The organism is Variovorax humicola, assembly GCF_037889915.1.
GTDB classification, from domain to species: Bacteria; Pseudomonadota; Gammaproteobacteria; order Burkholderiales; family Burkholderiaceae_C; genus Variovorax; species Variovorax humicola.
In genome coordinates, this window is record NZ_JBBKZV010000043.1 from 1 (window position 1) to 25794 (window position 25794).

The following is a 25794-nucleotide window of genomic DNA, read 5'->3' on the forward strand; positions in this document are numbered from 1 at the left end:
GGCGCGCCCAGAAAGATGGGCACGGCCGGGCCGCCAATGGTCAGCGTACGGAACATTCTTGTTTTCTCCCTGAGTTTCTATTGATCGCCGTGACAGTGGCGAGAACTTCGTGGCAACGGGGCTAGATGTCCCCCGAACCGCGGAGAAGCATATACCAGCGAACCCAAACTCAATCGTCTCCCACCCCGGGAGACGCACTCATGGTCCCGCAAGCGCGCATTCCAGAACGCGACCGACGTCCGGTGCAGACGGGCGGGTCGGGGGTCGCCGCCGAGGAAGTAGACGATGACTTCCTGCCCGACGCGCGGGATCTGGATGCCGCCAAGCTGGATGCCGGCCCAGGGGGAACTGACACCGCTATTTCAGGTATTGCAACGAATGGCGTCGCTCGGGATCGTCCGGGCCCTGGGACCGATGCTCGCGATATTGGCAAGCGTCGCGTTGTGATGCTGGATGACCTGCCGGGGCATCACGAAGGCATGCCCTCGGTTGTGTGCGCGTCTTCGACCAGCACAACCGAGTAGCCCGGCGTAAGGGGTCTTGAGCAGAAGCTCGTATTCGAAGAGGCTGTTCAGGCCCTCATGGCCCGACAGGCGCACCGGCTCCAAGGCTGGGCGGCCCAGGACGACCGGGATGGCTTCGCTCTGGATCTGGAGCGTGCGCGAATTTGCGCCCGCGACTGTCCGCTTGGTTGTTGACATTGTTCCTCCCCGAGATTTTGATTACATGCGTCTGCGCCATGTCGCGGCCGACTGTACTCAATATTGCGCTGCTGCGCCGCTCGGGCGGGTGGCCGCCCTATGCGCTTCGCACAAGCATCCGAACAGACTCGCTGGCCGTCATGACTCCCCGTGCATGGGCAGATAGGCATCGCGCGAAGGCGCCAGGAGGTCAGGGCCGTGCTCATTGCGCAAGGAACAAGACCGACCTTCACCTCCCGGACGAGGTGAAACTCGGTTCATGACCGATTGCAGCCCCCAGCGGTATGGGAGGAGCGCACGAAGTGCGCGGAGCCTGGGGCGCGAGCCTACTTCTGAGATTCGACTTCGTTTGTCCAGCGATCGATCAGCCGCTTGCGTTCAGCCGCCTTGCCGTACTTCTCGAAGTCGTACTTGATGAGCTTGACGCCGTCGGATGACGGAATGCGCTGGTCGGGCTTGAAAGTCTTGTTCGCGGGGGTCTGGAAGCTGCCGGACTTGGCTCCGATGGATTGGCCCGCCGGGCTCATCAACCAGTCGTAGTACTTGACGGCGTTGGCCTTGTTGCGCGCGCCTTTCACCAGCGCAATGCCGCCGATCTCATAGCCTGCGCCTTCGCAGGGCGACGCGGTCTTCACCGGGAATTTCTCGTAGCGCCACTTCTCGAAGCCGAACAGGAAGCTCACGCCGATCGCGACTTCACCCTTGGCCACGTTGGGCGCCTGCGCCTGGCCGCTGCGCGTGTAGCTGGTGACGTTCCTGTGCAGCTTCTTCATGTACTCGAAGGCAGCGTCCTCGCCCATCAACTGCACCAGGCCCGCGATGATGGTGTAGGCGGTGCCGCTGGTGGCGGGATGCGAGATTTCGATCTCGCCCTTGTATTCGGGCTTGATCAAGTCGGCCCAGCACCGGGGCTCGGGCAACTTCTTTTTCTTGAGTACGTCGGTGTTGAAACCGAAGCCGATGGTGCTGGTGTAGAAGCCGCCGACCTGGTTGCCGCTCATCGCGTACTGACGCACAGACCAATCGAACAGGTCGTCGAGGTAGGCCGGCCGGTAGGCATCGAGCAGTCCTTGCTCGGCCGCCTGCAGGAACGGGTCGCCAGTGCCGCCCCACCAGATGTCGGTCTTGGGGTTGGCCGCCTCGGCACGCAATTGCGCGCCGATCTCGCCGGTGCCCTTGTGCGCCTGGTTGACCTTGATGCCGGTGACGCGCGTGAACTCGGCCGCAGCCGCCTCGCACCAGCCGGCATCGGTGCTGCACAGGGCATTGACGGTGCCCTGCTGCGCCCACGAATTCATGCAACCGACAGTTGCAGCACCCGCCAATAGTGAGCGAACAGCCATCGTCTTGATCGCATTGAGAGACATGCGGCAACCCCGTGAATTGAGATGAATCGCAGGATAGCCGCGGGCGCGCCGGAAAGCGGTGGATTCGTGAACAAGTTGCCCGCGGACGTTGACCGCAGGCCAAGGTCCGTTGCCAAAGCGCCGACATCGCTTTCTACAATCCGCCCCGCCCGAACACCATTTGGGCGTTTTTTTATTCACAACAAGGATTTCAGGGATATGGAACACAGCTCTTTCAAGAAGTGGTCGGCCGAGTTCGCCGGTACTTTCTGGCTCACATTCGGCGGCTGCGGCAGCGCGGTCCTGGCGGCCGCGTTTCCCCAACTGGGCATCGGCTTTCTTGGCGTTTCGCTGGCCTTCGGGCTGACGGTGCTCACCGGCGCCTATGCCTTCGGCCCGATCTCGGGCGGACACTTCAACCCGGCCGTGTCAGTGGGCCTCGTCATCGGAGGCCGCTTTCGCGCATCGCAACTCGCGGGCTACGTCGCTGCCCAGGTGCTGGGTGCCATCGCGGCGGCCGGTGTGCTCTACATGATCGCCACCGGAAAGGCCGGCGCCGATATCGGCGGCTTCGCAACCAACGGGTTCGGCGAGCATTCACCCGGCAAGTTCGGCATGCGGGCCGCACTGATCACCGAGGTGGTGCTGACGGCCGTGTTCCTGATCGTCATCCTCGGCGCGACGGCCAAGCGCTCGGCCGCCGGTTTCGGCGGCATGGCCATCGGCCTGTGCCTGACGCTGATCCACCTGGTGTCGATCCCGGTGACCAACACCTCCGTGAACCCGGCCCGCAGCACCGGCCCGGCACTGTTCGGCCCGGCCTACGCGATGTCCGAACTGTGGCTGTTCTGGGCGGCGCCGATCGCCGGCGCAGTCCTCGGCGCGCTGATCTACAACGTGCTGCTCAAGGAAGACTAGGAAACACCCCCGAAGCGCCTGCGGCGCCTCCCCTCGATCGAGGGGGCGCACCCGGCGGCCCGGCGCCAGCCGGTGACGCGGGTGCCCACGAACCGACTTCGCAGTGTTCGTCCTTGCCAGCGTCGTGGGGCACTGAAGCGAATCAGCTTCCTGGCATCTTCATGACGGTCGACTGGCCCTCGACTTCAGTGGTTGTGGGGTGCGATGCCGTCACAGCGCCCTTGTAGACCTCGTCGGCCGACACGCTCGAGTTCATCGCCGGCGCTGCGGTGGACTGGCCAATGGCTTCGCTGCTGCCGCCGGCATGGGCCGCGGCGATGGCTTCGCGCTGCACGTCCTCGGCCTTCACCGTCGAATTCGTCATCCTCGGGCTGGTGGATTGGCCGATGGCCTCGGTGCCATTGGCTTCGCGTTCGTCCTGCACTTGCGTCTGCGCAAAAGCGGACGCAGCGCCAAGTGCGGCGAAACCGGCGATCGCAGCCGTGGCAAGCAGGCGGGTGGAAGTTTGCATGATGGTTGTCTCCTGGAAAACTTCACTCTAGGCATCGAGAGTGAGGGCCCCATGAGCACAGTCTTAGGCGGGCGTGAGCAGATGCACCCGCGCGATCAGCCCGTTCTTGCCCTCTCCATCTTCCAGCCGGTCGCGCAGCTCGATGCGCAAGCCCTGGCGTGCCGCCGCGGCCTGCGCGATGGCGAGCCCGAGCCCGCTGCCGCCGGGTGGCGTCCCCGGCACGCGAAAGAAGCGGTCGAACACCTGCCGGCGCCACTCGGGCGCGATACCGGGGCCATCGTCGACCACGTCGACCACCGCCTGGCCATCGACCGCATGCAGCCGCACATCGACCACGCCGCCTTCGGGCGTGTGGCGCAAGGCGTTGTCGAACAGGTTGTCGAACACGCTGTGCAGGTCGGCCGGCGATGCGTCCAGCACCGGCGCGATGCGGCCGTCGAAGCCGACGTCGACGTTTCGCTGGTCGGCCAGCATCATGCGTTGGCCGAGGCTCTCCCGCAGCAGCGCGGCAACGTCAACCGGCAGGCGCGCGTCGTTGACGGCTCCCTCCTGTCGCGACAGGTTCAGCAATTGCTCGATCAGGCGCTGCGCGCGGGTGACGCCGGCCTCGAGCTGCGAAAAGCGCTCCCTCGCCTCTCCGTCCGGCACATGGCCGCGCAGGTTCTCGAGCTGCAGGCCGATGGCGGCCATTGGCGTGCGCAGTTCATGCGCGGCGTCCTGAACGAAGCGGCGTTGCGCGACGAAGGCGTTTCGCAGCCGCGCGAGCAAGGTGTTGAAGGCCGCGACCAGTGGGCCGATTTCATCGGGCACGCGCGCCAGCGGCAGCTCGGCCACGCTGCTTTCGTCTTGCGCCGCCACTTCGCGCGCCACCCCCCGCAGGGCGCGCGAAGTCGCGCTGACGATGAGCCACAGCATCAGTAGCGTGGCCGGCAACATCAACGCCACCGGCAAGCCTTCATACAGCGCGCGTCGTGCAATGCGCTTCTGCCGGAAGGCTTCGCTCTGGATGACCTGAACCCGCGCACGCGTGGGCCGCTCTTCGTCGACGGGCTGCGTGAAGACGCGCCACTGTTGTCCTTCGCCCGGGCCTGATCGCACGTCGGCGAAGCCCGGGGTCGCCTGCAGCGGGACGGCCGCCGGTGCATAGGCGCTGGTGAGCGGCCCGGTGCCGTCGGCGGCCCACTCTTGCACGATGAACGCCCCGCGCGTGAGCACGTCGGCGGTCTCCAGCGACTGCAATTGGCCGGGCTTGCGGTCGGTGGCGTGGGACTCGGCCACGAGGCGCATCTGGTCGTCCATGAAGGTGTGCACCAGCCGGCCATAGGCGCCCCACGAGAACCAGGCCGTAACGGCCGCGGCGATCACGTGCAGCGTGATGAGCCACAGCAGCAACCGCGTGCGCAGCGACCGCGGGCGCCAGCGGTTCACTTCTTGCGCTGCGCTCAATGTCACCCCCACGCTCGGCACTCCGTGTCCTCGCTGCCCCCCGAGGGGGCGCGAGCTTGCTTGGGGCGCCCCGGCGCTGCGCTCATAAGTACACCTCCGTGCTTCGCATTGCGGTGCGGGCACCTTCGGGCGGCCGCGCGGCACTCATGGCGTCACCGCAACGCGCCAGCCCAGCCCGCGCACGTTGCGGATCGCATCCGGCCCGATCTTGCGGCGCATGCCGTGGATCAGCACGTCGATGGCGTTGCTGGTGACTTCTTCGCCCCAGCCATAGATGCGGTTTTCCAGTTGCTCGCGCGACAGGATGGCGCCGGGGCGTTCGAGCAGTGCGTGCAGCAGCGCGAACTCGCGTGCGGTGAGCGTCTCGCGCGTGCCGTTCTGCAGAACCTCGCGCGTGGTCAGGTCGAGTTGCAGCGGGCCGGATCCGATCAGCGAATGCGCCGCCCCGTCACGCCGCCGCACGACGGCACGCATGCGGGCCAGGAGTTCGCGAAAGGCGAAGGGCTTGAGCAGGTAGTCGTCCGCGCCGAGGTCGAGAACGTGGATGCGATCCTCGATGTCGCCGCGCGCCGTGAGCACCAGCACCGGCGTGGCATCGCCGCGTTCGCGTGCGCGGCGCAGCACTTCGGCACCGTCCCTGCCCGGCAGGCCGAGGTCGAGCAGCACGCAGGTGTAGCCGCCGTCGTCGAGCGCGCTTTGCGCCAGCGGGCCGTCGCGCACCCAGTCGACCGACCACCCTGCGCCCTCCAGCGCCTGGCGCAGGCTGCGCCCGATCATTTCGTCGTCTTCCACCAGCAGTGCGCGCACGGTTGTCCTCGGTCTGGAAACATCCGGACGAGGAGGCTACGCCTGAATTGTTAGGCGTGCATGAGACAGGTCGGCGGGCGCGGCGCCTTCAGAACTTCTCGTGCGCGCCCAGGTAGCGCCACTGACCCGCGGGCAAGTTGCCCAGCACCACGCGTCCGATGCGGATGCGCTTGAGGCCGACCACCTTGAGGCCGACCTGCTCGCACATGCGACGGATCTGGCGCTTCTTGCCTTCGGTGAGGACGAAGCGCAGTTGCTCGGGGTTCTGCCAGTCGACGCGTGCGGGCTTCAGCGGCTGGCCATCGAGGCTCAGCCCGTGGCGCAGGCGGGCAAGCAGCGCGGGCGGGAACGCCTTCTGCACATCGGTCGTGATGTCACCCCTGTCGCCCGGGCCGCTGCCGGGGGGCGACCAGGTCACGCGGACGAGGTACTCCTTTTCGATGCCGGAGTCTTCGCCGATCAATTGCCGTGCGACGCGGCCGTCTTGCGTGAGCACCAGCAGGCCGACCGAGTCGATGTCGAGCCGGCCCGCGGGCGCAAGGCCGCGCAGTTGCGGCGGCGAGAAGCGGTTGGGGCTGGTGTCCTCGCGCCAATGGGTGCGCGGGTTGATCAACATCACCGCGGGCTCGTGGCCATCTTCGGCCTGGCCGCTCACGTAGCCCATCGGCTTGTGCAGGAGGATGGTGACCTGCGTCGCCTGGTGGCCGTGCGCCTTCTTGTCGACCTCGACACGGTCGGCGGGCGTGACCTTCACGCCCATCGGCGCGACCTTGCCGTTGACCTTGACCCAACCCTGCTCGATCCACGCATCGGCCTCGCGGCGCGAGCACAGACCGAGTTCGGCCATGCGTTTGTTGAGGCGCACTGCGCCGGGAGCGGACGGGGACGTGGCGTCGGTCATGGTGATGCCGATTATCTCGAAGCGCCCGGAGCGCCGCCCGTGCTCAGTGCTCGCCGACGCGGGTTGCCTCGCAATTCCTACACGGTGCCCGCGCCGCCATTGCACGCTGAGCTTCCTTCCCACGCAGAGTCAGGAGTCGACCATGCCAAGAGGTGACAAATCGTCCTACACGGACAAGCAGAAACGCCAGGCCGAGCACATTGAAAAGGGCTACGAGGAGCGCGGCGTGAGCGAGGGCGAAGCCGAGCGGCGCGCCTGGGCCACGGTGAACAAGGAAACCGGAGGCGGCAAGAAGAGCGGCTCGGGTCGCGGCAAGCCCGAGAACCACGCGCCCTCGCGCAAGGGAGGCCGGCTGGGCGGCGCGGCGGCCGCCTCGCGCACGGCGGAAGAGCGCTCGGCCTCCGCAAAGAAAGCCGCCCGCACGCGCAAGCGGAACGCCGCTGGGGCCGGTCAGTAGCGACGCAAGGCGGCGGCCTCGTCGATGGGCTCCGAGGCCGCTGTGTCGGCCGCGACGAATGCCCTGCGCATCGCCTCCACGTCCACGCGCTCGAGATAGCGCGGGATGTTGCGCCACAGCGTGTGATAGCCGTAGCCGCCGCGGAACATCTCGTGCCGTGCCGCATCCTTGCTCCAGCCTTGCACCACCATCCGATAGAGCGCGACGACCACGCCCGTGCGGTCGGCGCCATGCCAGCAATGGACGAGCACGGGGCCCTTTCTTTCAGCCTCGCGGATGGCGATGAGCGCTCGCAGCACCTCGTCGTCATTGATCGACCAGGTGTCGATGCGCACCCGCCGGCGCACGATGCCGGGGTGGTCGCGAAACGCCCGATCGTCGCTGTTGAACGAGCGGAAACTCAGTACCGTGCGGATACCGAGTGCTTCGATGGTGGGCACGTCTTCGCGGCGCGGCTGGCCGCTGCGGTAGAGCGTAGGCGTTATGCGGTGCAGGTTCTCCGGCCCGGTGCCGGACGGATGGCGATGCAGCCGCTCGGCCCACGACCCGGGTCGCGCATCCACCATGCTGGAGTGCCGCCGCGAATGGCGCTTCATGCCTTGGTCCGTTTCGGACGGTGCAGCCTCAAGAGGATCAGCATGGCGCCTCCGAGCCCGATCCAGTAATCGACCGGCGCACCCAGCAGCCAGTGCGGATGCCACGCGACGTGGGCCGGATCGAAGTGCGCCCAGCCATACGCCGGGTTGGCGACGAACCAGACGAAGTCCTCGACCATCCAGAAGACCATGAGCCCGGCCAGCGCCAACGCGGCATCGCGCCAGGTCCATCGGCCGTTGAAGGCAAGCGGCGCGAAGAACACCAGCGCCATGAACGGGAACACCCAGGCGTGATAGCCGGTCATCGCGCGGCCGCCCCAGAAGATGTCGAGCAGCCAGTGCTTCTCGATGCGCCAGGTAGGCAGGTTGGCGGCCCATCCGGCACTGCCTTCGATCTGGATTTCAGCGTTGGCGAAGAAAAACGCCATCAGGAGTACCCATGCGAGGTACCCCGCGGTCCGACGAACGCTCATGCCTACCAGCAGTTCGCGGAAGTCAACGCGATACCGGCCAGGTCGACATTCGACTGGGTGCCGGCCTGGTTGACCTGGAACACGAGGCAGGTGTCTGCGGTCTGCGAGCCGGTGGGCGTCGCCTTGGCGATGTACCCGGTCGGCGTGACCGACGTGTCGAGCGCGACACTGAGCGTGTAGTAGCTCGATCCGCTCGAATTGACGGGAAACGGCAAGACCGAATAGCCGAGCGTTGCCGCGTCGTTGGTGTATTGATTGGTATTGCTGTACACGCGTTCCTCCCTTGCAGCCAGATCCAGCAACGCATTCTTGGCGTCGGCCCTGCGCGACTTGAGGATGTACGACTTGTAGGACGGATAAGCGATGGCGCTTAGGATCCCGATCACGGCCACCACGATCATCAATTCGATCAGCGTGAAGCCTCGCACATGCTTGCGTCGCGACACCCGGCCGACTTGACAAGAAAAAGTGGCCTTGATCATGGCGGCGTCCTCGCGTTGCATGGGCGGCACCTTACCGCAGCTTGATCCAGGTGAGCCGCCCGCCGCCGCTGGCCGAGCTGGGATTGACTTGCGTCACCGAGCCCTGCCCGCTGACGGTTTGCGTGGCCAGGTATTTCTTGGTACCGGCGCTCACGATCGATGGCGAGCCGACACCGCTCAGGCCGATGCCCGCCACGATCTGGCCCGTGGCCGACACAAAGTTGTTGGTCGCGTCCGCGAAGAACGACGACGGCGGCGGCGCGCCGGTGGCGGGGTCGATGGCCATCGTGAAGCCCGAGGCCGGTTGCTGGTCGCAGCTCAACGCCTGGTTCACCGCCGGCAGCGTGGTGTTCACCAGGAACAGGCCGTCGGAAATGATCGGGTTGAAGATGATCTGCTCGTTGGTGCCGGGTAGTGCCACGGACCATCCGAACTTGTTGTTGGTGGTGCATGCGGTCGAGCCCGTCCAGCAGATCGTGTTCCGGGTGACCGTGCGGGCGCCGGAAATCAGGCCGTTGGAATAGGTGACGTCGGTGGTCACGGTTTGTCCCTGGAGCGTCGACAGGCTCACCGTCTGAGGCGAGGTCAGGGTTGCGTACTGCGCCGATCCCTTGCCGTTCCAGGTGTTCATGTCCCAATCCCAGACGCCGATCATGTATTGCGTCCCGGTCGTGGGCGTCGCGGCGGAAGTCAGGGTCTGCGGAAAGATCTGGCCGGTGCCGAAGGTCACCATCAGACGGGGTGCGGTCGATGCGGCTACGACCGATGTCACGGTCAGGCGGGACGTGATCGGCAGGCCGCCCGTGGAGAAAATCGGCGTCGACCGGACGACCCAGTTGCTCGCGGTTGCGTTGGTCAGGTCGTAGCGCCAGACGTTGCCGAACACATCGCCGGCATACACATAGTCGATCACGTGATCCCCATCCAGGTCGCCCGAGGTGACGTACGCGATGCCGTTGCGCGCCGTGACCGTGCTCCCGCTGGTGGTCGGGCCGGAACCGGTACCGGCGGTCAGGTAGCGGAAGGTCCTGGCGCCCGAGGTCTGGTTGACGGTCATGATGAAGATGCCGGCGCCGCCGTTCTTGCTGTTGAGCCCGTTGCCGAAGATGACGGACCAGTTGCCGTCATGCGTGCGCCGGATGATCGGCGTGCCGTAGGTGCTGCCAAGGTTGTCCCGGCAACTCACGGCGGGAACACCGGGGGTGCTGCCGCTGGCGGGGACGGCGGCCGTGTCGGTGCTGCAACTCAGGGTGCTGGAACTCCATTCGCCCAGGACCACGTTGGCCGCGTTGGATTCCGCAAAGTTGGCGGCGGTGGGGGTGGTGACATCGAGCGCATAGATTGCGCCATTCCCGATGCTGGTCTTGTCGCCGATGACGCCGCCGGCGTTGCCGCCCGCGCCGAGGCCGCCCACGAGCCAGGTGTGCCACGCTCCGCCGTAATACAGGTCGCCCGTGCCCGGCGTTGCATCGACGAAGGCGTTGTGGCCATATTGCGGCGAAGAGAAGGCGAGCGCTGCCGTGGTGGAGTGAATGGTGTTGAGGGCCGTCGCGGGCATGTACGCGATGAGTTCCCGGCCGTCGTTGACGGCGGTGGTGTCGAAGTCGCCGGCGGCCGTGTATGCGCCGGCACGAAAACCGTGCAGCAGGCCATCGTTGGCGCCCACGTACACCACATTGGTGCGGGTTGCGTTGGCCGACGCATAGTTGGCGTAGCTGAGCGAGCCTTCGGGCATGGTGGTCGCCGGCGCCAGCAGGTCCTTCCAGGGCGCCGTGAACGGGGATTGCGGCGGGCCGACCCAGGTCGGGCTCGAGTTGACGATGTCGCCCAGCACGCTGTCGCGCACACGGTAAAGGCCGCCGCCGGTGGGAGTCCGTTCGTTGGTGCGGTCGCCGCGCAGGTAGTTGAGCCGGTTTGTGTTGGAAGTGGCATCACCTGCAGTCAGCACCGCCTGCTGGCTGCCCGTCCCGGTGCCCAGGCTGTTCCACTGGAACGGAATGCCGATCGAATTGTTCGAGGTGAGGATGGTGCGCGCCGAGGAAGCCTGGGCCGTGGTGGCGACGCCAGTGGCGTTGCAAGCGCCGCCCGTGAGCACGCAACTCGCATCCCAGTTGGCAGTCGGATTGATCGACACCGTGTTGTTCGTGGTGTTGATCAGCAGGTTCTTCGCGGAAAGCTGCCCCCACGAGTTCACGGGGTGGTGGAAGGCCAGGTAGATCTGCGTGCCCACCTGCACCTGCGCCGATTGCTGGATGTTGATGCCGGCCGAACTCGATCCCACGTTGACGGGGGCCGCCTTGAAGCAAATGATCTCGTGCACATTGCTGCCGCCGCCAGTGCCCGAACTGAAGCCGAAGCGGAATTTCGAGGGCAGCGGGCCATTCGACGCGGTGATCTGCTGCTTGTTGATCACGCTGGTCGCAACACCACCGTCATAGCTGTAGTTCAGGCTGAGCAAGCCGTCCTGCGTGATTTTCAACCCATAGGTGATGGGCTTTGCATTGCCGCGCGTCGGATTCGCGACGCTCTGCTGGTTGGAGATGGAGGACTGCACCGCAAGGGCACTGGTCGCGATGAGCGGGTAGTCCAGGACGCCTTCAGTGGTCTGGGACCGCCGGCGGATCGACTGGCCGTTGCGGTCGATGATGGTGCTGCTGCTGAAGTTCCAGAGGAGTCCGCTGGCGCACGTATTGCCGACGGCGGTTTGCTGGTCGGCGGCGTTCAGGCTCGACGGGTAGTAGCTCGGATACTGGCTGTTCAGCCAGGCCCAGTTGATATTGCCCGCGCCACGCAGACTGACCCGGCCCGGGGCCGCGCCCGGTCCGCTGGCAGTGTTGTCGCCCGGGTTTGGAAAATTGCCGAACTCGTCGATGCCCAGGCCGATGTAGGCCCCCTGCAAACCATCATTGTTGGGCTTGGCGTTCGAGCAGCTGTAGCCCAGGCTGCCGCCGAACGCGCCGGTTTTCGTGTTGGCATCCACGCTCGTCACCAGATCCCCGTTCACCAGGAAAAAGGCAATCCCGTCCGCCCCGGAGGCCTGGCCCGATGAATTCAGGTAGCCGTTGCCGCCATAGGTGACAGTCTTGAAAGTCACTTCGACGCCCTGGTTGGACGGAAAGTCGAACTGCGAATACACCGCGCCGGTCTGGTTGTTGCCATTGGTGCCTGCCTGGAAGTCGCCATTGGTCAGGCGCAGCGCGCCGCTACCGACCGGATCACCCGTGGAACCGAGTCGCCCGGTGACGCCACCCACCAATGTTTCGCCGGCGTAGTACGGATTCCCGACGCACTTGGGAATGCTGCCCGAGCCGTTGCCGGCCGTCAGGCAGGCGCCGCCCAGGCTTTGCCAGGGGTATTGCGACGAAGCGCCCGTCAGCGTGTCGCTGATGATCTGTTGCGCATGTGCGCCGGGCGCCAGCACGGCCCACGCGGACAGCGCGCACAGCCAGCGGGAAAGTGGGGTAGACATATCTGGCTTTCAGGGACCGCTGAGGTCCTTGGTCGTGGACGTGTACGCGGCATAGACGCTTTGCACCACGCTCACTGTCGACAGGCGCCCGCCGTAGCCGACGCCGGTCACCTGGTACAGCACGGACTTGCCGTCGGGGCCGTAGCCCAGCAGCGCGATGTGCAGGGCCGGCTTCTGGGCATAGTTGACGTCGCTGACGGTGCCCTTCGTCGAATCGGTATTGATGCTGCCGCCGGCGAGCACCGGCATCTGCGGCGGCTTGTAGGTGATGCTGCTGCTCCACGGGAGCGTCCTCGGGTCTGCCAGCTTGCTGTTGGCGCCGCTGCAGATCCGCATGTTTCGCTGGTCGGTTCCATCGACGGTGCCGCTGCAGGAAACTCCGGCCCCGGCGTTGCCCTGGCTGAGCCACCACTCGCCGTAGCGCACGGCGCTTTCGGCCGCCTGCAGCGAGCGCTGCTTTTCCAGCGTGTTGCCGGCAATCGACTCCTGCGTGCCGAAGCTGCGATACATGCTCACCGCCACCAGCGAAACAATAACCAGGATGAGCAGGCTGGTCAGCAGTGCGACGCCGCGTTGCGCGCGGCGCCGGGGCAATGGAGGGCGTTGCTTCATTTGTTGTTCATCAGGTTGATGACCTGGACGACGTTGACGGTTTGAGTCGTGCCGTTGGCTTTTTTCTGCTGGAAGCCCAGCGTGACCTGCGCCGTGTAGACGCTGCCCCAGAGCCCGCCCGCCGTGATGCCGCTGGCCGGCATGTAGGTATCGACCGTGTGCTTCTGGTCGCCATCGGTGTCCACGCCATACAGCACGCTGAAGTTGGACACGTTGCTCGCCAGCGAGACCGGCGCGCCGGTGCCCGTCCCGGCGTCCAGGGTGCAGGTGAGTTCGTTGTTCGCGTTCACCCTGAAGCTGTTGGTCGACATCGCCACGCTGCCGACCGCGCCCGCGGTGTTGGTGACACCCTGGCAGTTCATCAAGCCGTCGCCGTTGGCGCGCTGGTAGCGCACCGTGACGATGTCCGCCAGCGCGCCGGCGCCGGTGCCGGTGGTCGCGGTGATCGCCTGTCCGGCCGCGAAGGAATAGGTGGAGCCGTCGGCCCGCGTCACCAGGGGCACGCTCGGCAGCGCCGACGACCGCGTGTCGCCCAGCGGATCGACGAAATAGCCGGTCGACTGGAGGGTGGTGGTCAGCATGGTGAGCGCAAGGCGCTGGCTGTCCTGCAACTGCGCCAGGTCGCTCTGCGAGTTGAAGGTGTTCTTCATGTTCAGGTAGATGTTGAGCACGGCCGCGAGCACGAACAGCGCGATGGCGATGGCTACCATCAACTCGACCAGCGTGAAGCCGGCTTGTCGAACGGCGCGCAGGAGATGTTGGCTTCGCATGGGCGGCGCCTCAGGGTTCGATGTAGAGGGTGTAAGAGCGCGCGCCGCTGGTACCGGCGCCGGCCGCCGCCGCTGTCTTCGTGGAATTGACGTACCTGTCGTTCCACTGGATCGTGAGGACGCAGCTCACGGGTGTGTCGGAGCTGCGCGTGCAGTTGACGACCGATGTCGCTCCGGGGAGCAGGGCATTCAGGTTGGTCGCCCATAGCCTGACTTCGCGTTCCGCCATTTGCTGCAAGGTGCAGGCGGGCGCGGTCGGCTTCGTGGCCGAATAGCAATTGTTCGGCCCCGCTGTCGTCAACACCCCGGTGCCGTCCGTCACCGTCGCGCCATTGGTGCTGAAGGTCGCAGGCACCAGCCCGCCGTCGCCCCAGAATTCCCGGTTGCCGTGCATGGCCGCCGCCAGGCTGTTGGCCTGCATCGCCACGATCGACCGGCTGAGGGCGGTCTGCGTGCTGGAGATGGCCAGCGCCTGCATCTTGGCGAAGCCGAAGATGCCGACGGTGATCAGCAGGACAGCGACCATCACTTCCAGCAGGGTGAAGCCGCCCTGCCGCGGACGTGGACGCGCGCGAGCACGACGCGACCATGACGGTGCAATGCGCTTCATGTGCAGGTACCCCCGGCGGTGAGAACCTGCTGCCGCCCGGCGAGGTTCAAGGTCACGCAGCGCGTGGCTTTTGCATTGGCCGGGCTGGTACGCAGCGTCAGCTGGGCGGCGCCGCCCGGCAGCCCCAAGGCAAATCCGTCGCGGCTGTAGGTGATGGCGCTCAAGCTGCCGCTCGCGGTGAAGGTGTCGGTGCCGGTCCACTTGAGTTGCTTGCGTATCACCGATTCGCCGGTGTCGATGGTGGTGTTCGACCCATCGCCGTTGTTGAAGATGAGCCAGCCGTTGTTCCAGGCCGTGCCCGTTGCGCCGCAATTCGTGCCGGTGACGGTTGCGCACACGGTCACGGCCTCGCCGCGCCGGATCGCTTCGGCACGCGCGAATTGCAGGTCGCCCACGAAGGCGTTGACCTCGGTGGCAACGCGATTGCGCTGGGTCAGGTCGACGAAGGAAGGCGCCGCGATGGTCGCCAGGATCGCGACCACCGCAAGAACCACCATCAACTCAAGAGCAGTCACCCCGTACATCCGGCGTGGGGCGTGGAAGACAGGGTGCGCCGCGCCGCCATCGGGGATGACGCGGCGGCGGGCTACGACGCGAAACAGGCAAGTCATCGATCAGGAACAGGTTGACGGCGTTCTTCACCTGTGGCTCCCTTGTCGCTTGATAGCTTGAACTCTTCAAAGCCGTTTGAGTGAGCGCACACGCACGCCAAACGACAAGCGGCGCAAAGCCGACGACAAGCGGTTCGACTACAACTTCAGGCGTAAGTCACGCAGTCGAGCACGCGCCGCGCGGCGTCGGGCTTGCCCAGGGAATGGCTTTTCCCGGCCATGCGGGCGAGTTGTTCCGGCGCGGCCATCAGCCGAGCAATCTTGTATTTCAGGCCGATGGTGTCGTACGCGAGCCAGGCCGCGCCCTCCTCCATCAGGAAGCCGGCGTTGTGCTCTTCCTGCCCGGGAATCGGCGACACCAGCAGCATCGGCTTGCCGAGCGCGAGGCATTCGGAGATCGTCAGGCCGCCGGGCTTGGTGACGACCAGGTCGGCCGCGGCCATGAGCTTTTCCATCTCGTTGGTGAAGCCGATGGCAACCAGCCTGCCGGCCGCGCGTTCCTGCACCCGCTTCAGCGCCTCGTGCGCCGCTTCGTTGCGGCCCGCGACCGCGATGACCTGGAAGTCGCAGCCCGGGCCGTCGAGCGCCAGCACGCGCTCGACCATGCTCGGCAGATCGCCCACACCGGCACCCCCAGAGACCAGGAGGATCACCTTGCGCGCGGGATCGAGGCCGAGCCGCGCCCTGCAGGCGTCGCGTGCCAGCTCGGGTGCTTCGGGTTGCGAGAACGCCGGCATCACCGGAATGCCGGTGACATGGATGCGATCCGTCGCCAGGCCGCGCGCCCGCATGCGGACCGCCACTTCTTCGGTCGCGGCGAGGTAGCCGGCCATGCCCGGCACGATCCACATGTTGTGCAGGTCGTAGTCGGTGACCTGCAGCCACACCGGGCAGTCGATCCGGCCGCGGTTGCGCTCGCGCATCAGCAGTTCGGCCGGCAGGAAGTGCGTGCAGATGATGGCCTTGGGGTTCACGCGATGCACCTCGCGCAACAGCGCGCCGGCGCTCACGCGCTCGATGCCGCGGCGCAGGCGCTGCGAGGTGGCGCTGTGCGGCGTGAGGTCGGTCTTCTGATGCAGGTACGACCAGACCTCGGGCGCGCGGTTCACGAGCTTGATATACCAGTCGGTATAAATCTTCCGAAAGCCGCTGGGGAAATGGGCCATGGCGTCGATGTGGGTCGCGCTGCAGGGCGGTGTCATGGCTTCGGCGGTGGCCGCGAGCGCCTGTGCCGCGCGAATGTGGCCATTGCCGGCGCTGACACTGAGGATGAGCAGTTCTTGAGATGTCATGAGCTTGAAGTTGGCTGCGACCGTACTGCCAGCATGCTGCAGGATTGCGCCGCATGCAGCGCCCTCCCTGCGGGCGCCGCAACCTGTGTTCTGGTATGCCCCTTGACGAGGCGAAACTAGATTACCAGACGGTAACCGACCGCTGTCTCGGTCAACAGATGCCGCGGCTGCGCCGGATCGGCTTCCAGTTTCTGTCGCAGATGGCCCATGTAGATGCGCAGGTAGTGGCTCTGCCCGGAATGCGAAGGCCCCCATACCTCGCGCAGCAACTGGCGCTGCGTGAGCACGCGGCCGGCGTTGGCCGCGAGCGTGGCGAGCAGGCGGTATTCGGTGGGCGTGAGGTGCACCTCGAGGCCGGCACGGCGCACGATGCGCGCGGCACGGTCGAGTTCGATCTCGCCGAAGCGAAGCATGGCCTCTGACTCCTCGACACCGCCTGCGCCACGTGGCCGCCGCAGGTTGGCGCGCACCCTTGCGAGCAATTCGCCGGTGCCGAAGGGCTTGGTGAGGTAGTCGTCGGCGCCGGCATCGAGCGCGGCGATCTTGTCGGCCTCGTCGGTGCGCGCCGACAACACGATGATCGGCACCGCCGACCAGCCGCGCACATCGCGGATCAGCGTGACGCCATCGCCGTCAGGCAGGCCGAGGTCGAGCACCAGCAGGTCGGGCTGGCGCGTGCCGGCGGCCGCGAGGCCGTCGCGCAGATTGCCGGCGTCGTACACCTGCCAGCCCTCGGCCTGGAGCGCGACGCGCACGAAGCGGCGGATTTGCGGCTCGTCCTCGATCACGATGGCGGTGGGAGGGGGCATGGGTTCAGTGATTCGGGAGCAGGTTCAAGAATGGTTCGAACGTCATGCAGCCTCCATGGCAGGCGGCGCGCGTCTCGGCAGCGTCACGGTGAATTCTGCCCCGCCGCCCGGCGCGTTCGCAGCGGTGATGGTGCCGCCGTGCGCGCCCACCACCGCCTTGCAGATCGCCAGGCCAAGGCCGACGCCGGGCGTGGCCGACTCGGCCTGGCCGCGCGTGAACTTGTCGAACAGCGTTTGTTCGCGCCCGTTCAATGCCGCAGGCAGGCCCGGGCCATGGTCGCGCACGGTGAGCACCAGCGTGGCGGGCGTCACGGTAGCGCCCAGCACGACGGGCGGTGCGCCGTACTTGGCGGCGTTCTCGAGCAGGTTGACCAGCACGCGCTCGATCAATACCGCATCGAACTCGACCAGCGGCAAGTCCGGCGCAAGCGCGGTCTGCACCGGCAGAGAGCCCAGCGCAGGACGCGCGGCACGAATCGCCGAGCCGACCACCTCTTCGACCGATTGCCAGTCGCGCCGCAGGTTCACCGCGCCTGCGCCGATGCCGCTTTCGAGGCGCGCCATGTCGAGGAGGTTGTTGACCAGTGCATTGAGTGCGCGCGCCTGCGACACGATCGCCTGCACCGCCTCGGCAAGCGCGTCGGCCGGCAGGGTCTGCAGCGATTCGGCCAGTGCAATGAGCGCGGTGAGCGGCGTGCGCACGTCGTGCGAGATCGCCCCGAGCAGGGCATTGCGCAGGCGCTCCGATTCCATCTCGACGACCGCCCCTTGCGCCACCTCGACGTAGTGCACGCGTTCGAGCGCGATGGCGATCTGGCGTGCCAGCGTTTCGAGTTGCTGCGCCTGTTCGGGGATCAGCAGCCAGCGCGCTTGCGCAGGCGCCAATGCGAGCACCCCGCGCACACGCATCGGCGCCTGCAAAGGGACGTAGTGCCAGTGCTGTGCAGCCAGCGTCGCCGTGCCGAGTCCTGCGGGCTCGCCCTGCCGAAAGGCCCAGTCGGCCACGCTGAAGTCGAAGCCTTCCGGTGGCGACTCCGGCGGCACCAGTCGATCGGTGGCATCGGTCACAAGCACGCGCGCCTGGCCGCCGAAATGGCGTTGCACCGCGGCGGCGCCAATCTCGACCACCTGGCTGCACTCGATCGCAGCGGACAGGTCGCGCGCGAGCTCGAACAGGGACTGCGCGCGCCGTTCGCGGCTGGTCGATACGCCGACCGCGAAGCTCAAGGATGCGGTCAGTTGTCCCACCAGGAGGCCGACGACCAGCATGACGCCGAAGGTCACGAGGTACTGCACGTCGCTGATCTCGAACGACATGTGCGGCGGCACGAAGAAGAAGTCGAAAACGGCAACGTTGAGCATCGCCGCGAACGCCGCGGCCCTGGCGCCGTAGCGCGCAGCAACGACGACCACGCCGAGCAGGAACAGCATCACGATGTTGGCCGGCTCCAGCACGCTGGCCAGCGGCGCGGCGAGCAGGGTGACCGCCAGGCTGCTGAATGCGGCCGCGACGAAGCTGTGCCAGCGCGCGGGCACCTGGCTTTCGACGACATCGGTCGCGGCGTGGCCTCGTGCATCGAGCAGCGAGCGCGCGAGGCGGTGCAAGGTGCCGACGTGGGCCGCCTCGACGACGTCCAGCGCCGGCGCCTGCCGCGCCAGCGACCGCGCGGGCGCGGGTTGCGGCAAGCCGGCGCCCGACTGCTCCACTCGCCAGCCCCGCATGTCGTCCTGCACATGCTCGGCCGTGCGCCGCAGCGCAATCTCGCGCAGCGCAAGGAGATTTCCCTTGCGGAAGAAGTTCTGCGCCGCGCGCTCGGCCTGAGGCGGCAGGTAGACCTTGCCAGCCGCGAGCCGCGCGGCCAGTTCGTCGGGCGTGACATCGACCAGCACCACTTCATCGGCCTCGTCGAGCACGGTGTCGGGCACCGTCTCGTGCACGCGCACCCCGGTGATGGCGCCGACGATGCCGTTGAGGCTTTCAAGATGCTGCACGTTGAGCGCGGACCAGACCTCGATGCCTTTGGCCAGCAGAGCCTGCACGTCTTGCCAACGCTTGGCATGGCGCGAACCGGGCGCATTGGCGTGGGCCAGTTCATCGACCAGCAACACGTCCGGACGGCGCGCCAGTGCGGCGTCGAGATCGAACTCCTGCAGCATGCGGTCGCGGTACGGCAACTGGCGCAGCGGCAATTGATCCAGCCCTGACAGCAAGGCTGCGGTCTCGCTACGGCCGTGCGTCTCGATCACACCCACCAGCACGTCGCGGCCCGCCGCGCGCTCGCGTTGCGCGGCGCCCAGCATGGCCCAGGTCTTGCCGACGCCTGCGCTCGCACCGAAGTAGATGCGCAGCTTGCCGCGAGGAGCGCGTGCCTCGTCATTGCGCAACTGCGCGAGCGACGCGTCGGGGCCGGGGCGTGCGACTTCGTTCATCGGCCGGCAGATTAGCGCATGTGTCGCCCTTGCGCCTCGCATCCGGCGCGCCGTGAGCCCGTGCGGGATTCCATGCTCGCACCGTCATTACACTGCAGCAGTTGTCACGAGAACATCGCCTCGTGAGCCATCCAGATGACCGCAACCGAAAGCTCGCCACTGATTGAAAGCCGGATCGTGCAGATCCGGGATCAACGCGTCATGCTCGATGCCGATCTGGCATCGCTCTACGAGGTCCAGACCAAGGTATTGGTACAGGCCGTGAAACGCAATGCCTCCCGCTTTCCGGCCGATTTCATGTATCGCCTTTCCGAGGAAGAGTGGGCAGCTTTGAGGTCACGAACTGTGACCTCAAACGGTGGCGGTCGCGGGGGCCGCCGCACGGCGCCTTACGCCTTCACCGAACAAGGCGTCGCAATGTTGTCTTCCGTGTTGGGCAGCCCGCGAGCCATCGCCGTCAACATCGAGATCATGCGTACCTTCGTCCGCATACGCGCCCTCGCGACGACGCATGCCGATCTCGCCAGGCGCTTGACGGAACTCGAGGAGAAGACCGATCTGCTCGCCGGTCAACACGACACTTTCAGTCGCAACACGCGCGACCAATTGCGGCAGGTCTTCGAGGCGATTCGCGATCTTGCAATGCCGCCCGATCCCCCCAGGCGGCCCATCGGCTTCGTGACGCCGGACGAGCGCAAGGGCGCGAAGTCTTCTGGAGGGAAGACTTAGCCGAAGCGCCTGCGTTCAACAGGCGCCGCGGATCACCGCTGCGCCTTGTCCTTGGCGTTCTGCGCCTCGATGCGCTCGCGCGCGGCCATCCAGTCCGCATCGCTCCACGACCGCAGTTCGTAGAAATTACCGCCCGTGGCCGCGGCCTGGCCGCCGTCCATCATGATCGACTGGCCGGTGAGCCAGTCGCATTGGCCCGGCGCCATCAGGAAGGCCGCGAGGTTCTGCAGTTCGCTCATCTCGCCGGTGCGGCCCATCGGGTTGAACTGCTTGCTGCGCGCGCCGGGCTCCTCGCCGGGGTTCAATCGCTTGCTCATGCCTTCGGTCGGGATCTCGCCGGGGCCGACGGCGTTGAGGCGGATGCCGAAGCGCGCCCATTCGAGCGCCAGCGACTTGGTCATGACCTCGATGCCCGCCTTGCTCATGGCCGATGGCACGACATACGGGCTGCCGTTGTCGACCCAGGTCACGATGATGCTCATCACGCTGCGGAATGGGCTTCCGGCTTTCCACTCGCCGGACTTGGCCTGCGCCACCCAACGCTTGCCGACGGCTTGCGTCACGTAGAAGCTGCCATGGAACACGATGTTGGCAACGGCGTCGAAGGCGCGCGGCGACAGCGCTTCCGTCGGCGACACGAAGTTGCCGGCCGCATTGTTGATCAGGCCGGTGAGGCCACCGCTTGCAAACAAGGACTCGACCATCTCGTCCACTGCCTGCGCATTGCGGATGTCGACGCCAAAGGCATCGACGCGGCGTCCCGGAAACTGCTTGCGCCATTCAGCCGCCGTTTCTTCCACCACCGACTGGCGCCGGCCGCAGATGGCGACATCCGCGCCGAGACCAAGGAAGCGCTCGGACATCGACTTGCCGAGCCCGGTGCCGCCACCGGTGACGAGGATGCGCTGGCCGGACATGAGGGTGGGCTGGAACATGGTCTTGTCTCCTTCGGGTGTTGACGTGCAGTGGACGATTGAGTGGAACCGATCAGTCGGGAACGAAGTTCGCCTTGAACCTGGCCTCGTCTTCCGCAAGCTCCAACGTGACGAGCTGACCCATCTTGCCATCGGACAGGCGGCACGCGGCAAACAGGCTGTAGCGGCCCTTGAGGTAATAGCTCGGCAGGTCGATCAGCGCGTAGGGATGCGGCACGAACACCTGGTGCTCGAACACCATGCGGTGCACGTTGCGGGGCGACGGAAAGAGCTTGTAGTCGGCGGTATCGAATGACTTGGCAGTGGCCATGGCTAGCTCGTGAGAGTGGAGAGTGCGCGGAGACTGGGGGCGAGCAACATCACTTGAATTGCTTGCGCAAGAGGGCGCGATGCCTGGCGATGTGTGCCATCTGCGGTTCCGCGATGGTGCCACCGAGGTCGACGCCGTCTCCGTTGAGCACGTCGTTCGCATACGCCATCGCGCGCGACACGACTTCGGCTTCGCTCACATCCAACTGGGCCGCAAGGTCGAGCGCCACGCGTTTCATCGCGCGCTGCGAGAGCAGCCACATGGCGCCGAAGGCGTCCCACGCGGCGGCCGCTTCCTTGAACTTGTCGCGCTCGGCGAGGATTTCGTTGAGCGGCTTGGCGAGCAGTTCGTTCAGTGCGTCGAGTTGCTCGGCCATGGCGTCGTGCTGCGCCCGAGCGGCGAGCAAGGCGTCGCCGGCGTCGGTAATGGCGGTGCCGGGAGTGGAGGGCTTTTCGGTTGAAGACATGGTTTGCTGGTGCGGCCTGGCGTATGGCTTGGCGGCCTGGCCTGCCGACTTGGCCTGCCGTTTGGCCGACCAGCAATTGTCGCGCGGCACCAACCTACTTGAGGTTGGACATGTGCGTCGTGGTACCGAAGGAAGTGTGCCCGGCGCCGGACTGGGTCAGGTCTTCGATGGTGCCTTGGCGCATCGAGAAGACAAAGGTGCACGCCACCAGCGTGACGCTGACGAGCAGCGCCCACCAGCCGAACCAGTAGATCAGACCGACGGTGACAAGCGGTGCAAGCAGTAGCGCAATGGTTCTCAGCATGGACACAATCGGGTCATCGAAATCGAAGGCATTATGTCCCCGAATTGGAAACAAGATGTGACAATTATCTCGGGGTTTTAACTACTCCGAAGCAACTGGCGATAGGCCTCACGCGTCGCCGGTGCGACCGATTCGAGCGCGAGCTGGTAGGAGGTCTGGTGCCTTGCCATCATCCGCGCCGAGGCGACGATCTTCGACTTGCAGAACCAGTGGCAGGTGTGCTGCATGAGGAACAACTCCGCCGACATCATGAAAGCCTTGGCCTTGGGCGTTTGCTCGAGCCGGTTGGCGGCCGCGTCGGCAATGCCTTGTGCATGAATCGCGAAGGCCTTGCGCACGTCGAACGTGGCGGCGGGAAACATCGAATTGGCCAGCGGCAATGCCAACGGGATCTTGCTGACGCGGGCGTCGGCCTCGTTGACCCGCGAGAAGCCGGCGGCGAAGCGGGTGAACTGCGCGGACAGGTCCTGCTCCGTGGTGGTCAGCATGCTCCAGATCTGGGCGCGCCGCTCGGCATTGGGCTCGCCGAGGCATCGCATGTAGCCGTCGGTCAGCTTCTCCATCAACTGCTCGATTTCGTAGTTGCTCAAATGACTGGCCAACAGGGCGATGCGCCGCCGCTGGTCGCGCGACTTGAGGACGAAGGCGACGACGCCGAGCACGATGAAGAGGACGAGGATTTCCATATCAGTTTTCCAGCACGCTATCGCGTGACCCGAGACGCATGAATCCGGGACGAGCACGGCGAGTTTGTTCGTGGGCACCCGCGGAACCGGCTTTGCCGGGCCGCTGGGTGCGCCCCCTGGAGGCCCTGGAGGGGGAGGCGCCGCAGGCGCTTCGGGGGTGTTCCATTTCCCAGCACGCTATCGCGTGACCCGCGACGCTCGAATCCAGGACGAGCCCTGCGAAGTCTGTTCGTGGGCACCCGCGGAACCGGCTTCGCCGGGCCGCCGGGTGCGCCCCCTCGAGGGGGAGGCGCCGCAGGCGCTTCGGGGGTGTTTCATCCCCCCCCGCAGCGCCGCCAGGTCCAGCACGCGCAGGCCGCCGTATTCCACCCTCAGCGCGCCCTGCGCCTCCAATGTTCGCAGCGCCTGGTTCACCCGCTGGCGCGACAGGCCGATGAGATAGGCCAACTCCTGCTGCGTGATGCGCAGCAACTCGCCCACGCCGGGGAACAACACCGGGTTGAACAGCGACGCAAGGTTGCGCGCGACTCGGGCGTCGGGGTCGTTGAGTCGGTCGGCCTCGCGCGCCGCGATGAACTGGGCGAGCCGCTCGTTGAGCTGGTTCATCACGAAGCGGTTGAAGCCGATCGAGTGGTCGAGCAGCCAGTGGAAGTCGTCGACGGGCAGGCCGGCCACGAGGCTGCGGCGCAGCGCCTGGATGTTGTAGCGATACGGCTCGCGCTTGAGCGCCGTGCCTTCGCCGAACCAGCCACCGGGTGGCAGGCCGCTATAGGTCATCGAGGTGCCATCGGCGTTGTCGTTGCTCATCTTGAGCAGACCCTCGACCACCCCGAACCAGAAAGTCGGCGCGCGGCCGATGCGGCAGACCAGGTCGCCCGGCTCGGCCTCCCCGACCACCACGGCGGCCTCGGCACGCTTGCGCTCGGCGGCCGACAGCGTGTGCAGCCAGGGAATGTTGGCCAGCTCTTCGGCGGTGGCCGGTCTCGCACGCTCGCGGATCGCATTGCCGCCGTTGCTGGAACCCATCGGGAAACTCCGGGGAGTAGTGACCCTAGGATTGTCGTTGGAACGACAAGCAGGCGTCAAAGTGCAGCCTACGATCCGGCCCACCGTGACCCTCCCTTCCCTGCCCGCCGACACCTTTCCCCGCCTGCTGGCCGCGCATGCGGCACGGCAGCCCGCGGCGCCCGCCGTGCGCGAAAAAGACCTCGGCATCTGGCAGACCTGGACCTGGGCCGGCGTGGCCACCGAAGTCCGCGAAATCGCCTGCGGCCTGGCGAGCCTCGGCTTCAAGCCCTTCGACAACCTGGCCATCGTCGGGGCGAACCGGCCGCATCTCTACATGGCCGTGGTGGCCGCGCAAAGCCTGCGCGGCGTGCCGGTGCCGCTGTACCAGGATGCGGTGGCGGGCGAGATGGTGTTCATGCTGGAAGACGCGTCCATCGAGTTCGTGATCGCGGAAGACCAGGAGCAGGTCGACAAGCTTCTCGAATGCCGCGAGCTTCAGAAGAACGGCCGGCCGAACCTGCGCCACATCATCTACGACGACCCGAAGGGTCTGCGCCACTACGACCAGCCTGGCCTGATGAGCTACGACCAGTTGCGCGAACTCGGCCGCAAGTTCGACGGCGAGAACATCGGGTATTTCGATGCGGCCGTGGCGCGCGGCTCGACCGGAGACGTGGCGGTGATCCTCTACACCTCCGGCACCACCGGCCGGCCCAAGGGCGTGTGCCAGACGCATGCGAGCTTCATCGCGGCGGGCCACGGCGGCGTGGCGACCGACAAGCTCGGCCCCGGCGACAACATCATGAGCTACCTGCCGATGGCCTGGGTCGGCGACCACCTGTTCTCGGTGGCGCAATGGCTGGTCGGCGGCTTCACGCTCAATTGCCCCGAGTCGGCCGAGACGGTGATGAACGACATGCGCGAGATCGGGCCGAGCTACTACTTCGGCCCGCCGCGCACCTTCGAAGGCTTGCTCACCGCCGTGTCGATCCGCATGGAAGACGCGGCGGCGCCGAAGCGCTGGCTGTATGCGAAGTTCATGGCACTCGCGCGGCGCGTAGGCGCGGACATCCTCAACGGCGCGCCGGTCGGCTCCGGCGACCGCTTCATGTACGCGATCGGCAATGCCCTGGTCTACGGACCGCTGCGCAACGTGCTGGGCATGAGCCGCATCCGCGTGGCCTACACGGCGGGCGCGGCGATCGGGCCGGACCTGTTCCGCTTCTACCGCTCGATCGGCGTGAACCTCAAGCAGTTCTATGGGCAGACCGAGACCTGCGCCTACGTCTGCCTGCAGCAGGACGGCAAGGTCAAGCTGCAGACCGTGGGCAGCGCCGCGCCGGGCATGGAACTGCGCATCGCCGACAACGGCGAGGTGCTGGTGCGCGGCGTGTCGGTGCTGAAGGAGTACTACAAGCGCCCCGACGCGACGGCCGAGGTGCTCGATGCGGATGGCTACTTTCACACCGGCGACGCGGGCGTGCTCGATGCCGAAGGCCACCTGCGAATCATCGATCGCGCGAAAGACGTGGGCCGCATGAAAAGTGGCGCGATCTTTGCGCCCAACTACATCGAGAACAAGCTCAAGTTCTTCCCACAGATCAAGGAAGCGGTGTGCGTCGGCAACGGGCGCGACGAGGTCTGCGCCGCGGTCAACATCGACTATGAAGCCGTCGGCAACTGGGCCGAGCGGCGCGGCTTGCCTTACGGTGGGTATGTGGACCTGGCCGGAAAGCCCGAGGTACTGGCGCTGGTTGGCGAATGCATCGCGCAGGTGAATGCCGACCTCGCCGCGGAGGAAGGCATGGCCGACACGCAGATCGCGCGTTTCCTGGTGCTGCACAAGGAACTGGACCCCGACGACGACGAACTCACGCGCACGCGCAAGGTGCGTCGCGGCTTCATCGCGGAGAAGTACGCGGTGCTCGTCGAAGCGCTGTATGGCGGCAAGAAGGAGCAGTTCATCGAGACGCAGGTGAAGTTCGAAGACGGACGCACCGGCGCTGTCAGCGCGACGTTGAAGATCGTCGAAGCGAAGCGTTTTCCAGCGGTGAAGGCAGCGGCATGACGAACGCAGCGCCAGGCCGCTCCAGGCAAGCTCGCACCCCCTCGGGG

Annotated in this window: 27 protein-coding genes and 1 pseudogene; 4 read left to right on the forward strand and 24 right to left on the reverse strand. The window is 66.3% G+C overall.

The genetic code is table 11. The features are described 5' to 3' along the window. Nucleotides 1-235: 235 nt before the first annotated feature. The 3 genes and pseudogenes from WKW80_RS37575 to WKW80_RS33395 form a co-directional block, all read right to left on the reverse strand. Nucleotides 236-353 (reverse strand): annotated as a pseudogene (locus WKW80_RS37575) (phage baseplate assembly protein V); the annotation flags it as partial. 9 nt (nucleotides 354-362) lie between these two features. Further along, nucleotides 363-701 carry a hypothetical protein gene (locus WKW80_RS33390; protein ID WP_340367878.1) on the reverse strand — a complete coding sequence of 113 codons (339 nt, stop codon included), beginning with the start codon at nucleotides 699-701 and terminating at the stop codon, nucleotides 363-365. 326 nt (nucleotides 702-1027) lie between these two features. Further along, nucleotides 1028-1999: an ABC transporter substrate-binding protein gene (locus WKW80_RS33395; RefSeq protein WP_340367912.1), complete on the reverse strand. Its 972-nt coding sequence runs from the start codon at nucleotides 1997-1999 to the stop codon at nucleotides 1028-1030. Between the two features lie 267 nt (nucleotides 2000-2266). Between WKW80_RS33395 and aqpZ the strand changes: the two genes are divergently transcribed. Next, nucleotides 2267-2965, forward strand: coding sequence for an aquaporin Z (gene aqpZ / locus WKW80_RS33400; RefSeq protein ID WP_340367879.1), 699 nt, complete (start codon nucleotides 2267-2269; stop codon nucleotides 2963-2965). Between the two features lie 142 nt (nucleotides 2966-3107). Here aqpZ and WKW80_RS33405 read toward each other — a convergent pair whose 3' ends face one another. The 4 genes from WKW80_RS33405 to WKW80_RS33420 all read right to left on the reverse strand — a co-directional run bounded on the left by WKW80_RS33405 (nucleotide 3108) and on the right by WKW80_RS33420 (nucleotide 6630). Next, nucleotides 3108-3476: a hypothetical protein gene (locus tag WKW80_RS33405; RefSeq protein ID WP_340367880.1), complete on the reverse strand. Its 369-nt coding sequence runs from the start codon at nucleotides 3474-3476 to the stop codon at nucleotides 3108-3110. Between the two features lie 63 nt (nucleotides 3477-3539). Further along, complete coding sequence (locus tag WKW80_RS33410) at nucleotides 3540-4904, reverse strand: ATP-binding protein (protein WP_340367881.1); 1365 nt, start codon at nucleotides 4902-4904, stop codon at nucleotides 3540-3542. A gap of 162 nt (nucleotides 4905-5066) precedes the next feature. Then, nucleotides 5067-5729, reverse strand: a complete 663-nt coding sequence (locus tag WKW80_RS33415; protein ID WP_340367882.1) for a response regulator — start codon at nucleotides 5727-5729, stop codon at nucleotides 5067-5069. Nucleotides 5730-5817: 88 nt separating this feature from the next. Beyond that, nucleotides 5818-6630, reverse strand: coding sequence for a pseudouridine synthase (locus tag WKW80_RS33420; protein ID WP_340367883.1), 813 nt, complete (start codon nucleotides 6628-6630; stop codon nucleotides 5818-5820). A gap of 142 nt (nucleotides 6631-6772) precedes the next feature. Here WKW80_RS33420 and WKW80_RS33425 point away from each other — a divergent pair, with 142 nt between their 5' ends. Beyond that, entirely contained in the window at nucleotides 6773-7087 is a 315-nt protein-coding gene (locus WKW80_RS33425) for a plasmid stabilization protein (protein WP_340367884.1), read from the forward strand. On the opposite strand, the gene WKW80_RS33430 is transcribed toward WKW80_RS33425, so the two are convergent. From WKW80_RS33430 to WKW80_RS33480, 11 genes are all read right to left on the reverse strand, one after another. Next, a complete protein-coding gene (locus WKW80_RS33430; RefSeq protein WP_340367885.1) occupies nucleotides 7081-7683 on the reverse strand; it encodes a tyrosine-protein phosphatase in 603 nt (200 codons plus the stop codon). The genes WKW80_RS33425 and WKW80_RS33430 overlap by 7 nt on opposite strands. Then, the gene (locus WKW80_RS33435) at nucleotides 7680-8156 is read right to left on the reverse strand and encodes a hypothetical protein (protein WP_340367886.1); all 477 of its coding nucleotides are present in this window, start codon (nucleotides 8154-8156) and stop codon (nucleotides 7680-7682) included. Before WKW80_RS33435 ends, WKW80_RS33430 begins: the two co-directional genes overlap by 4 nt. A gap of 2 nt (nucleotides 8157-8158) precedes the next feature. Beyond that, nucleotides 8159-8659: a type IV pilin protein gene (locus WKW80_RS33440; protein WP_340367887.1), complete on the reverse strand. Its 501-nt coding sequence runs from the start codon at nucleotides 8657-8659 to the stop codon at nucleotides 8159-8161. A gap of 10 nt (nucleotides 8660-8669) precedes the next feature. Continuing rightward, complete coding sequence (locus WKW80_RS33445; protein WP_340367888.1) at nucleotides 8670-12107, reverse strand: pilus assembly protein; 3438 nt, start codon at nucleotides 12105-12107, stop codon at nucleotides 8670-8672. 9 nt (nucleotides 12108-12116) lie between these two features. Further along, complete coding sequence (locus WKW80_RS33450; RefSeq protein WP_340367889.1) at nucleotides 12117-12719, reverse strand: pilus assembly PilX family protein; 603 nt, start codon at nucleotides 12717-12719, stop codon at nucleotides 12117-12119. Then, nucleotides 12716-13489: a PilW family protein gene (locus WKW80_RS33455; protein ID WP_340367890.1), complete on the reverse strand. Its 774-nt coding sequence runs from the start codon at nucleotides 13487-13489 to the stop codon at nucleotides 12716-12718. Before WKW80_RS33455 ends, WKW80_RS33450 begins: the two co-directional genes overlap by 4 nt. 10 nt (nucleotides 13490-13499) lie before the next feature. Beyond that, nucleotides 13500-14099, reverse strand: a complete 600-nt coding sequence (gene pilV / locus WKW80_RS33460; protein WP_340367891.1) for a type IV pilus modification protein PilV — start codon at nucleotides 14097-14099, stop codon at nucleotides 13500-13502. Then, nucleotides 14096-14710, reverse strand: a complete 615-nt coding sequence (locus WKW80_RS33465) for a GspH/FimT family pseudopilin (protein ID WP_340367892.1) — start codon at nucleotides 14708-14710, stop codon at nucleotides 14096-14098. The genes pilV and WKW80_RS33465 overlap by 4 nt, the downstream gene beginning before the upstream one ends. 146 nt (nucleotides 14711-14856) lie before the next feature. Continuing rightward, the gene (locus tag WKW80_RS33470) at nucleotides 14857-16002 is read right to left on the reverse strand and encodes an MGDG synthase family glycosyltransferase (protein ID WP_340367893.1); all 1146 of its coding nucleotides are present in this window, start codon (nucleotides 16000-16002) and stop codon (nucleotides 14857-14859) included. Nucleotides 16003-16118: 116 nt separating this feature from the next. After that, nucleotides 16119-16811: a two-component system response regulator KdpE gene (kdpE, locus tag WKW80_RS33475; protein ID WP_340367894.1), complete on the reverse strand. Its 693-nt coding sequence runs from the start codon at nucleotides 16809-16811 to the stop codon at nucleotides 16119-16121. 42 nt (nucleotides 16812-16853) lie between these two features. Next, nucleotides 16854-19241 carry a DUF4118 domain-containing protein gene (locus WKW80_RS33480; RefSeq protein ID WP_340367895.1) on the reverse strand — a complete coding sequence of 796 codons (2388 nt, stop codon included), beginning with the start codon at nucleotides 19239-19241 and terminating at the stop codon, nucleotides 16854-16856. Between the two features lie 135 nt (nucleotides 19242-19376). On the opposite strand from WKW80_RS33480, the gene WKW80_RS33485 reads away from it, so the two are divergent. After that, nucleotides 19377-19970 (forward strand): ORF6N domain-containing protein, encoded by a 594-nt coding sequence (locus WKW80_RS33485; protein ID WP_340367896.1) that lies wholly within the window; start codon nucleotides 19377-19379, stop codon nucleotides 19968-19970. 32 nt (nucleotides 19971-20002) lie between these two features. On the opposite strand, the gene WKW80_RS33490 is transcribed toward WKW80_RS33485, so the two are convergent. The 6 genes from WKW80_RS33490 to WKW80_RS33515 form a co-directional block, all read right to left on the reverse strand. After that, complete coding sequence (locus tag WKW80_RS33490; protein ID WP_340367897.1) at nucleotides 20003-20905, reverse strand: SDR family oxidoreductase; 903 nt, start codon at nucleotides 20903-20905, stop codon at nucleotides 20003-20005. Nucleotides 20906-20957: 52 nt separating this feature from the next. Continuing rightward, nucleotides 20958-21215 (reverse strand): hypothetical protein, encoded by a 258-nt coding sequence (locus WKW80_RS33495; protein ID WP_340367898.1) that lies wholly within the window; start codon nucleotides 21213-21215, stop codon nucleotides 20958-20960. Nucleotides 21216-21264: 49 nt separating this feature from the next. Beyond that, complete coding sequence (locus tag WKW80_RS33500) at nucleotides 21265-21681, reverse strand: hypothetical protein (protein ID WP_340367899.1); 417 nt, start codon at nucleotides 21679-21681, stop codon at nucleotides 21265-21267. Nucleotides 21682-21775: 94 nt separating this feature from the next. After that, complete coding sequence (locus WKW80_RS33505) at nucleotides 21776-21985, reverse strand: hypothetical protein (protein WP_340367900.1); 210 nt, start codon at nucleotides 21983-21985, stop codon at nucleotides 21776-21778. A 77-nt stretch (nucleotides 21986-22062) separates the two neighbouring features. After that, a complete protein-coding gene (locus tag WKW80_RS33510; RefSeq protein WP_340367901.1) occupies nucleotides 22063-22671 on the reverse strand; it encodes a hypothetical protein in 609 nt (202 codons plus the stop codon). Nucleotides 22672-22848: 177 nt separating this feature from the next. Then, a complete protein-coding gene (locus WKW80_RS33515; RefSeq protein ID WP_340367902.1) occupies nucleotides 22849-23697 on the reverse strand; it encodes a Crp/Fnr family transcriptional regulator in 849 nt (282 codons plus the stop codon). 85 nt (nucleotides 23698-23782) lie between these two features. Here WKW80_RS33515 and WKW80_RS33520 point away from each other — a divergent pair, with 85 nt between their 5' ends. After that, the gene (locus WKW80_RS33520) at nucleotides 23783-25747 is read left to right on the forward strand and encodes an AMP-binding protein (RefSeq protein ID WP_340367903.1); all 1965 of its coding nucleotides are present in this window, start codon (nucleotides 23783-23785) and stop codon (nucleotides 25745-25747) included. The last annotated feature ends 47 nt before the right edge of the window (nucleotides 25748-25794 follow it).

Bases quoted from the DNA above. Each gene is read 5' to 3' on its own strand.
- WKW80_RS33390 (WP_340367878.1), bottom strand. From the start codon at position 701: ATGTCAACAACCAAGCGGACAGTCGCGGGCGCAAATTCGCGCACGCTC.
- WKW80_RS33395 (WP_340367912.1), bottom strand. From the start codon at position 1,999: ATGAATTCGTGGGCGCAGCAGGGCACCGTCAATGCCCTGTGCAGCACC.
- aqpZ (WP_340367879.1), top strand. From the start codon at position 2,267: ATGGAACACAGCTCTTTCAAGAAGTGGTCGGCCGAGTTCGCCGGTACT.
- WKW80_RS33405 (WP_340367880.1), bottom strand. From the start codon at position 3,476: ATGCAAACTTCCACCCGCCTGCTTGCCACGGCTGCGATCGCCGGTTTC.
- WKW80_RS33420 (WP_340367883.1), bottom strand. From the start codon at position 6,630: ATGACCGACGCCACGTCCCCGTCCGCTCCCGGCGCAGTGCGCCTCAAC.
- WKW80_RS33425 (WP_340367884.1), top strand. From the start codon at position 6,773: ATGCCAAGAGGTGACAAATCGTCCTACACGGACAAGCAGAAACGCCAG.
- WKW80_RS33430 (WP_340367885.1), bottom strand. From the start codon at position 7,683: ATGAAGCGCCATTCGCGGCGGCACTCCAGCATGGTGGATGCGCGACCC.
- WKW80_RS33435 (WP_340367886.1), bottom strand. From the start codon at position 8,156: ATGAGCGTTCGTCGGACCGCGGGGTACCTCGCATGGGTACTCCTGATG.
- WKW80_RS33440 (WP_340367887.1), bottom strand. From the start codon at position 8,659: ATGCAACGCGAGGACGCCGCCATGATCAAGGCCACTTTTTCTTGTCAA.
- WKW80_RS33445 (WP_340367888.1), bottom strand. From the start codon at position 12,107: ATGTCTACCCCACTTTCCCGCTGGCTGTGCGCGCTGTCCGCGTGGGCC.
- WKW80_RS33450 (WP_340367889.1), bottom strand. From the start codon at position 12,719: ATGAAGCAACGCCCTCCATTGCCCCGGCGCCGCGCGCAACGCGGCGTC.
- WKW80_RS33455 (WP_340367890.1), bottom strand. From the start codon at position 13,489: ATGCGAAGCCAACATCTCCTGCGCGCCGTTCGACAAGCCGGCTTCACG.
- pilV (WP_340367891.1), bottom strand. From the start codon at position 14,099: ATGAAGCGCATTGCACCGTCATGGTCGCGTCGTGCTCGCGCGCGTCCA.
- WKW80_RS33465 (WP_340367892.1), bottom strand. From the start codon at position 14,710: ATGACTTGCCTGTTTCGCGTCGTAGCCCGCCGCCGCGTCATCCCCGAT.
- WKW80_RS33470 (WP_340367893.1), bottom strand. From the start codon at position 16,002: ATGACATCTCAAGAACTGCTCATCCTCAGTGTCAGCGCCGGCAATGGC.
- kdpE (WP_340367894.1), bottom strand. From the start codon at position 16,811: ATGCCCCCTCCCACCGCCATCGTGATCGAGGACGAGCCGCAAATCCGC.
- WKW80_RS33480 (WP_340367895.1), bottom strand. From the start codon at position 19,241: ATGAACGAAGTCGCACGCCCCGGCCCCGACGCGTCGCTCGCGCAGTTG.
- WKW80_RS33485 (WP_340367896.1), top strand. From the start codon at position 19,377: ATGACCGCAACCGAAAGCTCGCCACTGATTGAAAGCCGGATCGTGCAG.
- WKW80_RS33490 (WP_340367897.1), bottom strand. From the start codon at position 20,905: ATGTTCCAGCCCACCCTCATGTCCGGCCAGCGCATCCTCGTCACCGGT.
- WKW80_RS33495 (WP_340367898.1), bottom strand. From the start codon at position 21,215: ATGGCCACTGCCAAGTCATTCGATACCGCCGACTACAAGCTCTTTCCG.
- WKW80_RS33500 (WP_340367899.1), bottom strand. From the start codon at position 21,681: ATGTCTTCAACCGAAAAGCCCTCCACTCCCGGCACCGCCATTACCGAC.
- WKW80_RS33505 (WP_340367900.1), bottom strand. From the start codon at position 21,985: ATGCTGAGAACCATTGCGCTACTGCTTGCACCGCTTGTCACCGTCGGT.
- WKW80_RS33510 (WP_340367901.1), bottom strand. From the start codon at position 22,671: ATGGAAATCCTCGTCCTCTTCATCGTGCTCGGCGTCGTCGCCTTCGTC.
- WKW80_RS33515 (WP_340367902.1), bottom strand. From the start codon at position 23,697: ATGGGTTCCAGCAACGGCGGCAATGCGATCCGCGAGCGTGCGAGACCG.